This is a genomic window from Halomonas sp. DQ26W (genome assembly GCF_003339685.1).
Classification (GTDB): Bacteria; Pseudomonadota; Gammaproteobacteria; order Pseudomonadales; family Halomonadaceae; genus Halomonas.
This window is the reverse complement of record NZ_QPKI01000005.1, coordinates 1-13,881: the sequence shown is the minus strand read 5'-3', so window position 1 is coordinate 13,881 and position 13,881 is coordinate 1. Positions and strand designations below refer to the sequence as shown.

At 63.2% G+C, this 13,881-nt stretch carries 14 protein-coding genes; 4 read left to right on the top strand and 10 right to left on the bottom strand.

Features of this window, described 5'->3' with window-relative positions; all coding sequences use genetic code 11:
• The first annotated feature begins 105 nt into the window (after positions 1-105).
• Complete coding sequence (locus DU490_RS03715) at positions 106-747, top strand: C40 family peptidase (RefSeq protein WP_114572998.1); 642 nt, start codon at positions 106-108, stop codon at positions 745-747.
• Positions 748-902: 155 nt separating this feature from the next.
• On the opposite strand, the gene msrA is transcribed toward DU490_RS03715, so the two are convergent.
• Positions 903-1,529: a peptide-methionine (S)-S-oxide reductase MsrA gene (gene msrA / locus DU490_RS03710; RefSeq protein WP_220270447.1), complete on the bottom strand. Its 627-nt coding sequence runs from the start codon at positions 1,527-1,529 to the stop codon at positions 903-905.
• Positions 1,530-1,707: 178 nt separating this feature from the next.
• On the opposite strand from msrA, the gene DU490_RS03705 reads away from it, so the two are divergent.
• Complete coding sequence (locus DU490_RS03705) at positions 1,708-3,948, top strand: FAD-dependent oxidoreductase (protein WP_114572997.1); 2,241 nt, start codon at positions 1,708-1,710, stop codon at positions 3,946-3,948.
• A 125-nt stretch (positions 3,949-4,073) separates the two neighbouring features.
• Here DU490_RS03705 and DU490_RS03700 read toward each other — a convergent pair whose 3' ends face one another.
• A complete protein-coding gene (locus tag DU490_RS03700; RefSeq protein WP_114572996.1) occupies positions 4,074-4,556 on the bottom strand; it encodes a peptidylprolyl isomerase in 483 nt (160 codons plus the stop codon).
• 210 nt (positions 4,557-4,766) lie between these two features.
• Here DU490_RS03700 and DU490_RS03695 point away from each other — a divergent pair, with 210 nt between their 5' ends.
• A complete protein-coding gene (locus DU490_RS03695; protein ID WP_114572995.1) occupies positions 4,767-5,051 on the top strand; it encodes a hypothetical protein in 285 nt (94 codons plus the stop codon).
• 218 nt (positions 5,052-5,269) lie between these two features.
• Here the strand turns inward: DU490_RS03695 and DU490_RS03690 are convergent, their stop codons facing one another.
• From DU490_RS03690 to mnmA, 8 genes are all read right to left on the bottom strand, one after another.
• Complete coding sequence (locus tag DU490_RS03690) at positions 5,270-5,737, bottom strand: glycine zipper 2TM domain-containing protein (RefSeq protein ID WP_114572994.1); 468 nt, start codon at positions 5,735-5,737, stop codon at positions 5,270-5,272.
• Between the two features lie 282 nt (positions 5,738-6,019).
• On the bottom strand, positions 6,020-7,615 hold the full coding sequence (locus tag DU490_RS03685; RefSeq protein WP_114572993.1) for an isocitrate lyase: 1,596 nt from the start codon (positions 7,613-7,615) through the stop codon (positions 6,020-6,022).
• A gap of 399 nt (positions 7,616-8,014) precedes the next feature.
• A complete protein-coding gene (locus DU490_RS03680; RefSeq protein ID WP_114572992.1) occupies positions 8,015-8,440 on the bottom strand; it encodes a GNAT family N-acetyltransferase in 426 nt (141 codons plus the stop codon).
• Position 8,441: 1 nt separating this feature from the next.
• A complete protein-coding gene (locus tag DU490_RS03675) occupies positions 8,442-9,623 on the bottom strand; it encodes a cupin domain-containing protein (RefSeq protein ID WP_114573120.1) in 1,182 nt (393 codons plus the stop codon).
• 20 nt (positions 9,624-9,643) lie between these two features.
• Entirely contained in the window at positions 9,644-10,207 is a 564-nt protein-coding gene (locus DU490_RS03670) for a cob(I)yrinic acid a,c-diamide adenosyltransferase (protein ID WP_114572991.1), read from the bottom strand.
• Positions 10,208-10,238: 31 nt separating this feature from the next.
• The gene (gene purB / locus DU490_RS03665; RefSeq protein ID WP_114573119.1) at positions 10,239-11,603 is read right to left on the bottom strand and encodes an adenylosuccinate lyase; all 1,365 of its coding nucleotides are present in this window, start codon (positions 11,601-11,603) and stop codon (positions 10,239-10,241) included.
• A 60-nt stretch (positions 11,604-11,663) separates the two neighbouring features.
• Positions 11,664-12,302: a high frequency lysogenization protein HflD gene (gene hflD, locus DU490_RS03660; protein WP_114572990.1), complete on the bottom strand. Its 639-nt coding sequence runs from the start codon at positions 12,300-12,302 to the stop codon at positions 11,664-11,666.
• Positions 12,299-13,411: a tRNA 2-thiouridine(34) synthase MnmA gene (mnmA, locus tag DU490_RS03655; RefSeq protein WP_114572989.1), complete on the bottom strand. Its 1,113-nt coding sequence runs from the start codon at positions 13,409-13,411 to the stop codon at positions 12,299-12,301. Before mnmA ends, hflD begins: the two co-directional genes overlap by 4 nt.
• 150 nt (positions 13,412-13,561) lie before the next feature.
• Here mnmA and DU490_RS17105 point away from each other — a divergent pair, with 150 nt between their 5' ends.
• The gene (locus DU490_RS17105; RefSeq protein ID WP_181869946.1) at positions 13,562-13,705 is read left to right on the top strand and encodes a hypothetical protein; all 144 of its coding nucleotides are present in this window, start codon (positions 13,562-13,564) and stop codon (positions 13,703-13,705) included.
• Positions 13,706-13,881 lie beyond the last annotated feature (176 nt).

The window sequence follows — 13,881 nt, the reverse complement described above, 5'->3', positions numbered from 1 at the left end:
CGATGCCGACGCACCACTACCACAGCGATTCCTTCGGGTCTGTCAGGTAGAGCTCATGCTCGACCCGGGGAGGCGTGCGGCTCAGGGAACGAGGACGTTGCCAAGATGGTAGCCACGAGATCGAGTCGTATCCTGATGCTCGGTGTGTCGCTGGCCCTGCTGGCCCTGCTGGCCCTGCTGGCCGGTTGTGCCGGGAGCGCGAAACAGCCGCCGGGCGACGCCGACGACTACTTCGCGCGTAATCTTCCGGGCATGCCGGTTTCCTGGAACCCCATGATGTCCCCAGTGGATAACCCTATCCTGCAGACCCGTAGTTTGCACAACCCCCCGTCGGAACTGGTGGGTCAGGCACTGCTTGCCCAGTATGAGCGCTGGGCCGGCACACCCTATCGACTGGGCGGCACCAGCGAGCGGGGAATCGACTGTTCCGCCCTGGTTCAGAACGTCTTCAGCGAAACCTTCCGCCTCGAACTGCCGCGCTCCACCGGCGAGCAGGTGCATCAAGGGGCACTGGTGCCACGCGAGGAGCTACAGGTTGGCGACCTGGTCTTCTTCCGCCCACCCGGACCCTACGATCACGTGGGGATCTATGTGGGCGATGGATACTTCCTGCATGCCTCGACTTCTCAGGGTGTGATGCTTTCCGAGCTCGATAACGTCTACTGGCAGCGCCATTACTGGCAGGCTCGCCGAACTCTGGAGCCCAATATGCTTGCACAGCGTGTCGCCTCGGCAGGCGAAGGCTAGGCAGGCCTCGCCTAGAGCGGCTCGACGCTATCCGCCTGCTCATGTCGCTCTCGATGCTGGCTCTGATGCACGGCGTGGCCCTTGGCATCGTAGTCTCGCAATGATGCCGTGAGCGTGCGGTGCAGCCTATCGTCGTCGCTGGGTGAGCCAGGGGCTCAGGGCTGGCCGAGGCCGCCTGCTTCGTCGCCCCAGACATCTTCCAGACGTCGTTCACGGCCACAGGCCGCCTTGTAGTACTGGTAGCGTACCGGGTTTTTGCGATAGTAGCCCTGGTGGTACTCCTCGGCCGAATAGAACGCCTCGAAGGACGTGATCTCGGTGGCGATGTTGCGCTCGAACCGTTCGGCCAGCTCGTCGCGGGTGGCCTCGGCGAGCTCACGCTCCTCCTCGCTGCCATAGAAGATGGCACTGCGGTAGTGTTTCCCGCGGTCGCAGAACTGGCGTTCCACGGCAAAGGGGTCGACGTTGCGCCAGAACACATGCAGCAGGGTCGCGTAGTCGACCTGGTCGGGCTCATACTCCACCTTTACCACCTCGACGTGGCCGGTGCCACCGGCGACCACCTGATCGTAGCTGGGGTTTTCCACATGACCGCCGCTGAAGCCCGAGGTGGTCGCGACGACGCCGTCCACCTTGTCGAAGGCCTCCTCGACGCACCAGAAGCAGCCACCACCGAAGATGGCCGTGGCGGTTGCCTCGGCGTCATCGCCCAGGGCGGGGCTGGCCATTGCCAGCGGCAGTAGCGCGGGAATCAGCCAGGGGAACCGCAGAGGCATTTTCATTAAGGTGCACTCGCTGTTGCAGGGGATGTCAGTCTTAGAGGGTGCGCTCACGGTCGGGGTTCCGTCCACCGGGAGGTAACCGAGCCGATGCGATAGTGTAAGGATAGCGGACGGAGGCCGACGCAAGAGGACCGTACGACTCGATACGACGACTCGATGAATCAAGGGAGTGGAGTAGGTGGCAAAGCGACGTCTGATACTGGTGGCACTGATCATCCTGGTGGTGGGGTTTTTTTTTCTCAGTGGGGCAGCTGACTTCCTGACCCTGGAAAACCTCAAGGCCGAACAGGCCCGCTTCCATGCGTGGCTGGCCGATCAGCCTGTCACTGTCATCGGGGGCTTCTTTGTTCTCTATATCGTCATGGCAGGGCTATCACTGCCGGGCGCGACACTGTTGACGGTACTCGGCGGAGCGCTGTTCGGCCTCGGCTGGGGCCTGCTGATCATCTCTTTCGCTAGCACCATCGGCGCCGCCCTGGCAGCAGCGCTCGCCCGGACCCTGGCTCGCGGCCCGCTGGAAAAACGCTTCGCCCGGCAACTCGAGCGCATCAACGCAGGCATTCGACGCGAAGGAGCTTTCTATCTCTTTACGCTGCGCCTGATCCCGCTGTTTCCCTTCTTTGTCATCAACCTGGTGATGGGGCTGACGCGCATGCGGCTGTGGACCTTCTATTGGGTCAGCCAGCTGGGCATGCTGCCCGGGACGGCGCTATTCGTGAATGCCGGCCGGGAGCTGGGCAACCTGGAGAGTCTCTCCGGGATCCTGTCGCCGAGCCTGATTGGCTCCTTCGTGCTCATCGGCCTCTTCCCCTGGCTGGCGCGGGGGGTGGTGGCCGTTGCCAAGCGTCGCCGGCTGGCGAGCCGCTACGACCGTCCGGCGCGCTTCGATCATGACATCGTGGTCATCGGCGGCGGCTCCGCGGGCCTGGTGGCAAGCTATATCGCGGCGGCGGTCAAGGCGCGGGTCGTACTGGTGGAGCGCGACAGGCTTGGCGGCGACTGCTTGAATACCGGTTGCGTGCCCTCCAAGGCGTTGATCCGCGCGGCCCGTGTCGCCAGTGAAGTGCGTGAGTCCGCACGTTACGGTATTCATGCTGGAGAGCCACGGGTGGATTTCACGCAGGTGATGGGGCATGTCCAGCGTGTGATTCGCGAGGTGGAGCCACACGACAGTCGTGCGCGCTACGAGGGGCTGGGGGTCGAAGTGATCGCTGGCGAGGCCTGCTTGCTGGATCCGTGGCGCGTCAAAGTCACGGGCGAGGAAGGAGAGCGTGTGCTCACCACCCGCCATGTGATCATCGCCAGCGGGGCACGTCCACGCGTTCCCGACCTCCCTGGTCTTGACGATATCGAGGTGTTGACCTCGGACAACCTGTGGCAACTCGAGACCCTGCCTGGCCGACTCGTTGTATTGGGGGGCGGCCCTGTCGGCTGTGAGCTGGGACAGAGTTTCGCCCGGCTGGGCAGCCAGGTGAGCCTGGTCGAGATGGGTGGCCAGCTGCTGCCGAGGGAAGACGGCGATACCGCTGCGGCGCTAAGTCAGCGTCTCGAGGCTGAGGGCCTGTCACTGTGGCTGGATACCCGGGCGATCCGAGTGGAGGCGTGTGCTGGCCGGCAGGGTGCGCATATTCTGGTGGTCGAGCGCGTGAGCCCGACAGGTGAAACGCTAATCGAGCGAATGGATTTCGACCAACTACTGGTGGCGGTGGGGCGTGTGGCCAATGTGACCGGTATGGGCCTTGATGCACTGGGGGTAGAGACCTGCGCCGACGGTACCTTGGCGGTGGATGGAACCCTGCAGAGTGTACTGCCCAATGTCTGGGCCTGCGGCGACGTGGCCGGTCCCTTTCAACTGACCCATGCCGGCGCACATCAGGCCTGGCACGCCACGGTCAACGCCTTATTCGGTGAGTTCAAGCGTTTCCGGGTCAGCTATCGAGCGCTGCCGGCGGTCACCTATACCGATCCGGAAGTGGCCCGTGTGGGGCTGAGCGAGAAGGAGGCGAGGGCACAGGGCACCGACTTCGAGGTGACGCGCTATGCGCTCTCCGAACTGGATCGGGCCATTACCGAAGGGCTCACGGAAGGCTTCGTCAAGGTGCTGACGGAGCCGGGCAAGGACCGTATCCTCGGCGCCTTGGTGGTTGGGCATGGTGCCGGTGAATTGCTTGCGGAGTTCACCCTGGCGATGACCCACGGCATCGGACTCAACAAGTTGTTGGGAACGGTGCATCCCTATCCCACCTGGTCGGAGGCGGCCAAGGCCAGCGCAGGAGTGTGGAAAAATGCCCACAAGCCGGAGCGGGTGCTGGGCTGGCTTGAGCGTTATTTCGCCTGGCGGCGTGGCGGGTCGGCAAAGGTGAGAACGCCATTGGCACCGCCTCAGGCTGGGGCTGAGACTCGGGACATGGGCAACTGAGGTACTGGATCGTGGCGGCGCTCGGCCAATCACCCGGCCTGGAATGACGAAGGGGCAGCCGTATGGCTGCCCCTTCGATACCAGCAAAGCTGCGTTCGATATCAGCGTGCGCCGACGTGGTCGGCTCAGTGCTCGACGCCGCCTTCGCCATGCACGTGTCCGTGCTCGATCTCTTCCTGGCTTGCTTCGCGGACGTCGGCAATCTCGACATCGAAGTTCAGCTTCTGGCCAGCCAGCGGATGATTGCCGTCGACGGTGACGGTGTCGCCCTCGATCTTGGTCACGGTGACCATCAGCGGGCCACCCTGGGTCTGGGCCTGGAACTGCATGCCCGGCTCCACGGCCTCGACGCCCTGGAATGAGTCACGCGGGACTTCCTGAACCAGCTGAGGCTGCACTTCGCCATAGCCCTCCTCCGGAGCGACGGTGACATTGAGCTTCTCGCCGCTCTCACGACCCTCCAGCCCCTTCTCCAGGCCGGGAATGATATTGCCCGCGCCATGGAGGTAAGACAGCGGCTCGCGACCTTCCGAGCTGTCTAGTACCTCACCTGCATCATTGGTCAAGGTGTAGTGGAACGCGACAACAGAATTTTGAGCAATCTGCATTGATTAGCCTTTCGATGAGAGCATGTAGAGGCCATGGTAACGCGCCATATCCAGGCTGTCAGGGGGGTGGGGCAATTTTCAGGATCTTGCTCTCGATCCTGAACGCCATTCACGCCTATTAGCGTGGTTGCGTACCCGGAACTGCACAGCTACTCTACCCGCATTCCACTTTTCTGACCCCATCCCAACCTTACACATGGAGCAAGTCCCATGACCGAACTCGTGATCTGGCTGATCGCCTTCGCCCTTATCCTGTTTTTCAGTATCAAGCAGTGGGATGCCTCCGTCAGTGCCGGCCTGAACAAAGTGCTGCCACGTATCATCAAGACCAATGACGATAACCGCTGGGTATGGAGTGTGGCGCTTGGCATCTTGGGTGCCACCACCCTGGTCCGCCCGGTAGACATGCTGCTGACCTTGATCGTGATCGCAATCCTGGCGCTGATCGCCAAGAAAGTGGTCTGTTGGGCGATGGGCAGGGCCAATTTCCACTGAGCTGAGCCTGGTCGAGTGTCCAAGACAGAATGACAGAAGGCCCGCGACACATGCCGCGGGCCTTCTGTTTGCTGACTGCTTCAGCGACTGTTCGCTTGTTGATTTAGCGCGTTGTCTTGCGCTGAACTCGCTCTTGCACGGTCCGTTACCCGTGTAACGGTAGCCGCAAGACCAGGCATCGGGAACCGATACGGAGATCGGCTCCCGGCCTGACTCGCTCAGTAGGGTGCTACGCTGACGTTGGCACCGCTGCCGATCATGCGCACACGCTGACCGGCCTGGAACTGGCGGTCGGCTTTTTGCACCACGACGACATTCTGGCCATCGTCACGGCGAATCTCCATCTCCCAGGCGCGTACCCGGTTGGCCGATTCCTCGACAGCGGTACCGGCAACGGCGCCACCTAGCACGCCGGCAACGGTGGCAAGCTGTCGGCCTGAGCCGCCACCCACCTGGCTGCCCAGCAGGCCACCGACCACAGCGCCGCCACCGGTGCCGATGGCGCCGCCCAAGCGGCTGTCAGCTTGAATCTGGACCTGTCGCAGGGCGGTTATGGTTCCGAAGGTTACGGTCTGGCTGGTCTGTGCCTGGCTACCCCGGTAGACATCGCCACCCATGGGAGCTGTGTTGGCACAGCCGGCCAGGCTCAACACGCCAATGGCCAGTACGGTAAGAAGACGCTTCATGAAAAACCTCCTGGGTGCAGTTTCGATGGCGGGTTGTCCTTTCCGCGGTCGATACCGCAATGTTATGGAAACGCTGTTTGCTAACTAGCTTAACCAGTCATCGTCCGTTTGACCAGCATGAGCCGTTCTTGTGCCTTGTAGTATAGAGGGGAAGCAGTCAAGCAATGTGCAAGTTTGCCTGATGTAATGAAGGGTAAGCCGCTACGGGGGCGCAAGCCACCCACAAAAAAGGGAGGCTCAAGGCCTCCCAAGGGTTCCAGTCGTTCTACCGCAAAAGGGTGATCAGCCGAACTGATTCATGGTGTTGTCCTTGCCACCGGCCTTGAGCGCAGCCTCGCCGTGGAAGAACTCCTTGTGGTCGTCGCCGATGTTGGAGCCAGCCATGTCCTGGTGCCTGACGGTGGCAATACCCTCGCGTATCTCGCGGCGCTGGACGCCTTCCACGTAGGCCAGCATGCCCTCATCACCGAAGTAGCCCTTGGCCAGGTTGTCGGTAGACAGGGCCGCAGTGTGGTAGGTCGGCAGCGTGATCAGGTGGTGGAAGATACCGGCTTCCCGCGCGGCGTCGCGCTGGAAGTTGCGAGTCCACTCGTCGGCCAGCTTGCCAAGCTCGGTGTCGTCGTAATCGGCACTCATCAGGCCGGCGCGGTCGTAGGCCGAAAGGTCCTTGCCTTCCTTCTCCCAGGCATCGAACACCTGCTGGCGGAAGTTCAGGGTCCAGTTGAACGAGGGCGAGTTGTTGTAAACCAGCTTGGCATCCGGCACTTCTGCACGGATACGGTTGACCATGGCAGCAATTTGGCCGACGTGGGGTTTCTCGGTCTCGATCCACAGCAGGTCGGCGCCGTTCTGCAGGCTGGTAATACAATCCAGCACCACGCGGTCCTCGCCGGTGCCCGGCTTGAACTGAAACAGTCCGGATGCGAGGCGCTTGACCTTGACCAGCTTGCCGTTTTGCTTGATGACCACGTCGCCATTGTTGATATCGGAGGCGCTTTCGATCTCGTCGCCATCCAGGAAGCTGTTGTACTGGTCACCCAGGTCGCCCGGCTCGTTGGTGACGGCGATTTTCTGGGTCAGCCCGGCACCCAGGGAGTCGGTGCGAGCGACGATGACGCCGTCCTCGACCCCGAGCTCCAGGAAGGCATAACGCACGGCGTTGATCTTGGCCAGGAAGTCTTCATGGGGCACGGTGACCTTGCCATCCTGGTGGCCGCACTGCTTCTCGTCGGAGACCTGGTTCTCGATCTGGATGCAGCAGGCACCGGCTTCGATCATCTGCTTGGCCAGCAGGTAGGTCGCCTCGGCGTTGCCGAAACCGGCATCGATGTCGGCAATGATCGGCACCACATGGGTCTCGTGGTTGTCGATTTTGGCGATTAGCTCGTCGGCGCGGGCGTTGTCACCGGCCTTGTGGGCTTCTTCCAGGTCGCGGAATAGGTGGTTCAGCTCCCACGCATCGGCCTGACGCAGGAAGGTGTAGAGCTCGCCAATCAGACCCGATACGGTGGTCTTCTCGTGCATGGACTGGTCAGGCAGCGGGCCGAACTCGCTGCGCAGGGCGGCGACCATCCAGCCGGAGAGATAGAGGTAGCGGCGCTTGGTGGTGCCGAAGTGCTTCTTGATGGAAATCAACTTCTGCTGGCCGATGAAGCCGTGCCAGCAGCCCAGGGACTGGGTGTACTGGGCGGTGTCGGCATCATAGGCGGCCATGTCCTCGCGCATGATCTTGGCGGTGTAGCGGGCGATGTCCAGGCCTGTCTTGAAACGGTTCTGGGCACGCATACGCGCAACATTCTCGGGGCTGATGCTCGCCCACTTGCCTTGCTGGGCTTCGCGTAGTTGAGCCAGGGCCTTGATGTCGTCTTTATAGGACATGGGTACCATCCTTCCGATCAGAGGTGTAGTGACCGGCCTCGACTGCCGTGTGAGGCGTATCGCTGCCTTGTCGATCGCTCGCTTGCGGCATCTCGCCGGGGAAACCGGGTCATGCTGCAACTGCGAAGTAATGCCAGATTCCACCAGGCGGGGAGAGAAGTCTCTACGGCCTTGGTCGAACCGATCACGAAATGAAAACGCCTGTTGGTCTAGCCATGATTCGGCGAGCACCGAACGTTCGTTTTAATTTCGTCTTCGTACCACTATGCGCCATGGGGCGGGGCCATAGCAATTGACACTTGTGGGGAGGGAGGGTTGTAACTCGACTACAAGAGCGGCAGGAAGAGTGCGATTCTTGTAGTCGAATTTCGACTTCCTGAGTGGATTGGCATACATGGATCAACGTAGTGACAGGTGCATGTTGCGGTGCGGAATGCCAGCGTCCATGAACTCATCGCCGTAGGCGGTAAAGCCGAGGCGCTCGTAGAAATCGAGTGCGTGGGTCTGGGCGGCAAGTTCTACCTGACCATGGCCCAGGTGGCGAGCCGTATCGATGGCGGCTTCCATCAGCGCCACGCCGATGCCGAGCCCGCGCGCCTCGCTCAGCACGGCGACGCGACCAATATGGCCGTCGGGCAGCAGCCTGGCGGTGCCCAGGGGAATGTCGTGGCGCAGGGCGAGGAAGTGGCGACAGTCGCCGTCACGCCCGTCCCACTCCTCTTCCAGCGGGACCTGCTGCTCCTCGATGAACACCACACGGCGTATCTCGGAGGCGACCTCGCCCAACTGGCCCCAATTGCCATGCAGTATCTGGATATCGGCCATGCTAGCGTTCCTCCTCGTATTCTTCCGCCCAACCGAGACTGCCGGCATCTAGCAGGGTGACGAGCAGGGCTGCTGCACCTTCATGCTCAAGCAGGTCGGCATCGAGGGGCGTACCGTGGGCCAGGGCACGTGCCAGAGGCAGGGGGCAGTCGATCCCGTCGCCATCGACGAAGAGCGTTGCCTGGTCCACGTCCATCGGCCGCCAGGCAAAGCGTGAGCCGGAACTGCGAACCAGCTCCTCGCCTTCTTGTAGTGCAGCAACAAGCTCCTTGACCTCGGTGGGTTCTTCGTTGGGCACGAGCTGGTCGACGTACTTGGGCTGCGTCATGACACGACCGAACCATTGGGCCAGCTGAGTCGGATCGTCAAGGGTGGATAGAATCAGTGCGCGCATGCGGGCGACGGCGGCATCGTCGAGTTCCGCCGGGTCGGCGGAAGGGACCATCCCCGCATCGGAATAGCGCAGCGAGGCAGGCAGCTGTTCGCCCAGATAGTCGGCAAAGGAGGTAATGGCCTCGTCCGCCGAGGGGGCGCGAAAGCCCACCGAAAAGGTCATGCAGTCGTCAGACTCGCTGACCCCATGATGGGCCCAGGTCGGGGGTAGGTAGAGCATGTCGCCGGGCTCCAGCACCCAGTCGGCCCCGGCTTCCATCGAGAAACGTTCGAGAATGCGCAGGTCAATGCCGTCGAGGATGGGGGCGTCGTCGGCGACCTTGCCACCCAGTTGCCAACGACGTTGCCCGCTGCCCTGGATCAGGAAAACGTCGTACTGGTCGACATGGGGGCCGACGCTGCCGCCCGGCGGGGCGTAGCTGATCATGATGTCGTCGAGTCGCCAGCGCGGCAGGAAGTCGAAGTGCTCGAGCAGTTCGGCCACTTCGGGGACGAAGTGGTCCACCGCCTGTACCAGCAGCGTCCAGTTGCGCTCGGGCAGCCGCGAGAAGGCGGCCTCGTCGAAGGGGCCGTGGCTCACCTGCCAGGGGCCGTCGGCGCCGTGCTCCTCCACCAGGCGGGCCTCGACGCCCTCCTCGCAGGCGAGCCCGGCGAGTTCGTCGGGCTCCAACGGGCATTCAAGGTCGGGAAAGGCACCGCGGATCAGCAGCGGCCTGCGCTGCCAGTAGTCGCGCAGGAACTCGGCGGCGGAAAGGCCACCAAGCAGGGTTCGGGGCGTATCACTCGCCATGGTGTTTTCCTCGATAAAGCTCATCGGTTGGCGCCGGGCACCCACAGCACATCACCTGCCCCATTGTCGTTGGCCTTGCGTGCGGCGACGAACAGCAGGTCGGAAAGCCGGTTCATGTAGCGCAGCACCTCGGGGTTCACCGTTTGGTCGACCATCAGTAGCGTTACCAGGCGCTCGGCTCGCCGGGCGATGGTGCGGGCCATATGGAGGTGGGCAGCCAGCGGTGTTCCCCCGGGCAGAATGAAAGAGCGCAGGCTGGCGAGATCCCCATTCATGGCATCGATCTGTTGCTCCAGAAATTCCACCTGGGATGCCGTGACCCTCAGAGGCGGATACTTCGGGTCGTCCTGTTCAGGCGTGCAGAGGTCGGCGCCCACGTCGAACAGGTCGTTTTGTACGGTGGCCAGCACCTGCTGCAGTTCGCCTTCGGCATGCAGTTGTGCCACGCCAATGATGGCGTTGGTCTCGTCCACGGTGCCGAAGGCTTCCACGCGGCGGTCGTGCTTGGCCACGCGGCTGCCGTCGCCAAGCCCGGTATCGCCCTTGTCGCCGGTACGGGTGTAGATCTTGTTGAGTTTTACCACCACTCGCCTCCGCTGAAATGTTGCAACTGCCTCAGAGCCTTCTGGCCTGCCCCTCGGCGTTACCGATGTAGGTGCCTGGTGTCAGCGCCTTGAGCTCGCTCTTGACCTCGGCCGGCAGTTCCAGCGTATCGATGAAGGCGGCAAAGCCGGCCTGGTCGATGCGCTTGCCGCGGGTCAGCTCCTTGAGCTTCTCGTAGGGCTTCTCGATGCCGTAGCGGCGCATCACCGTCTGGATCGGCTCGGCGAGCACTTCCCAGCTGGCGTCGAGATCCTCGGCCAGGCGAGCCGGATTGGCCTCGAGCTTGGAGATGCCCTTGAGTGCCGCCTGGTAGGCGATCAGGCCGTAGGCCAGGCCCACCCCCAGGTTGCGCAGCACCGTGGAGTCGGTGAGGTCGCGCTGCCAGCGCGAGATCGGCAGCTTCTGCGCCAGGTGGCCGAGCACCGCGTTGGCCAGGCCCAGGTTGCCCTCGGAGTTCTCGAAGTCGATGGGGTTGACCTTGTGGGGCATGGTCGAGGAGCCGATCTCGCCCTCGACGGTACGCTGCTTGAAGTAGCCCAGCGAGATGTAGCCCCAGACGTCGCGATCGAAGTCGATCAGGATGGTGTTGAAGCGGCACACGGCATCGAACAGCTCAGCGATGTAGTCGTGGGGCTCGATCTGGGTGGTGTAGGGGTTGAAGGTCAGCCCCAGCCCCTCGACGAAGGTACGGGCGTTGGCCTCCCAGTCCACCTCCGGGTAGGTGGTGAGATGGGCATTGTAGTTGCCCACTGCACCGTTGATCTTGCCCAGAATCTCGACGCTCTCGATCTGCTTGAGCTGGCGGCGCAGGCGATAGGCAACATTGGCCATCTCCTTGCCCAGCGTGGTGGGACTCGCCGTCTGACCGTGGGTGCGTGACAGCATGGGCTGTGCGGCGTGATCGAAGGCCAGGCGTGCCACCTCGTCAGCCACCTGGCGCATCGCCGGTAGCAGGGTCTTCAGACCATCGGTGAGCATCACTCCATAGGAGAGGTTGTTGATGTCCTCGCTGGTGCAGGCGAAGTGCACGAACTCGGTAATCGCATGCAGCTCCGGCTGATCCTCGATCTTCTCCTTGAGGAAGTACTCCACCGCCTTGACGTCGTGATTGGTGGTGCGCTCGATGGTCTTGATGCGCTCGGCGTCCTCCAGGGAGAAGTCGCGCAGCAGGGCGTCGAGAAAGGCGGTTGCTTCGGCGGAGAGCGGTGGCACCTCGGTGATTCCGGGTTGCTCGGCCAGGCGCTGGAGCCAGCGGACCTCGACGATGACCCGGGCGCGGATCAGGCCGAATTCGCTGAAGTGTTCGCGCAGTGCCTCGGCCTTGCTGCCATAACGGCCATCGACGGGGGAGAGGGCGGTGAGTGCGGAGAGGGGCAGGGGTGCGGCTTGCATGGTCGGGTTTCCGGTACGGTGGTAAAGGATGGGGGAAGCGGGCGGTCAGCCCAGCTGATCCAGGGTGTTCTTCAGGGCGCCACGCTGGAAGACCAGCTTCCAGCGCCGCCCGCCCTGCTGGTGCCAGAGCAGGGCAAAACGGATGCCGGCGAGCAGGATGGCGCGCACCCGTTCGGGCATCATGCGGGTCTGCAGCAGGGAGGGGTCGCCCTGCACCACGATGCGGGTCTTCAGCGTCGACAGCGTTTCCTGATAGGCCTCGCCGAGGCTGGCGATGACATTCTCGTGGGTGGCACCGAAGTGCTCGGCCTGGCCCTGGATGCGGGTCAGGCGCTGGCCCAGTCCCGCCATCATGTCGTCATCCTGGCGCAGCTTGTTCATCAGCAACAGCAAGGTGAAGCCGTAGCGCAGCACCACCGGATTGGACTGTTTGCGACCCACTACCGCTTCCAGCACATCGAGGCCGCGCCGCAGGTTGTTGGGGTGGCCGCCATAGATGGCTTCGAAGCTGTCGGGGTTGGTATCCAGCGTGGCGCGAATCAGGGTTTCCCAGGCGCGCGGTTCGACCTGGCCGGTGCGTGCCAGCTCGTCGACCAGGCTGGCGGACTGGAACACGCCGGCCAGGGCCAGGGCCTGACGGGCGGTGGGTGAGTCCGGGATTCGGTGAATCGGGGTTGCAGTCATGCGGCTGGCTCCGTGGCTTTCCAGGTGGCGCGGATCACGCCGCCGCCGAGGCAGATATCACCGTCGTAGAGTACCAGCGATTGCCCCGGGGTGACGGCACGCTGCGGGTCGTCGAAGTGCACCTCCACGCCGCCATCGGCGAGGGTCTGCATCCTGCAAGGCACGTCGGCCTGCCGGTAGCGGGTCTTGGCGGTAAAGCGTCCTTCTCTCGCCGGGGGCTCGCCGGCCACCCAGTCCATCGCTTCGGTCGCCAGGTTGTCGCTGTACAGCAGCGGATGGTGCTTGCCCTGCACGGCGACCAGTACGTTTCGCTCCAGATCCTTGGCGGCCACGTACCAGGGCTCCTCGGGGAAGTCGGCGAGCCCGCCGATGCCGAGCCCCTGGCGCTGCCCGAGGGTGTAGTACATGAGGCCCATGTGCTCGCCGATGACGTCGCCCTCGGGGGTCTCGATCACCCCTGGCTGGGCCGGCAGGTACTGCTGCAGGAAGTCGCGGAAGCGGCGCTCACCGATGAAGCAGATCCCGGTGGAGTCCTTCTTCTTCGCCGTGGCGAGCCCGTGGCGCTCGGCGACGGCGCGCACCTCGGGTTTTTCCAGTTCGCCCACCGGAAACAGGGTGCGGGCGATCGCGGCCTCGGGCACGGCATGCAGGAAATAGCTCTGGTCCTTGTTGACGTCAATGCCCTTGAGCAGGCGAGGACGGCCTCCCCGGACCCCTTGACGAACATAGTGGCCGGTGGCGATCTTATCGGCACCGAGCATCTCGGCGTACTCGAGGAATACCTTGAACTTGATTTCCCGGTTGCACAGGATGTCCGGGTTGGGGGTGCGTCCGGCCCTGTATTCGGCCAAGAAGTGCTCGAACACGTTGTCCCAGTACTCGGCGGCGAAATTGGCGGTGTGCAGCCGGATGCCGAGCTTCTCGCAGACGGCTTCGGCATCCGCCAGGTCGTCCTTGGCGGTGCAATACTCGGTGCCATCGTCCTCGTCCCAGTTCTTCATGAACAGGCCTTCGACCTGATACCCCTGCTCCAGCAGCAGCAGGGCGGAAACGGAGGAGTCGACGCCGCCGGACATGCCGACGATCACCTTGCCTGGGGTGGCGGTCATGGGCGCTCTCGGATTGAATGGGTCGCAAATGGGCGGGGATTATACCTTATCTTGCCGGGAGGCTTCGACCATCGCCGCCACGGACCGCAGTAGCCACGCCACAAGACGAATTGACCGGTCGGCCAGTTCGTTAAAGAGGAAGACAACAGCATGAGGCAGAGTCGAAGAGTGGGCCTGGCAATGGCGGCGCTGGGGCCGCCCATGGCCTGGGCGATCATCTCGGGGCTTCTCGCCTCCACGCTGCTCACGCTACTGGTGATCCCGGCGCTCTATCGGCTGCTAATGAAATGGTAAGCAGCAACTACCGGCCTTGTTGGAGCGCCGCTTTGCGTCGCGACTGGCGCCGTCAGGCGCCCCGGCGGAGGCCGTGGCGTTGGCGGTGATCGCCAACATGGGCAACACCGCCGGGAGGCTAGCGCCTCCAGTCGTGAGCTGAAGCTTCCTCCAACAGCGGTGTGGCGCCGTTGGTG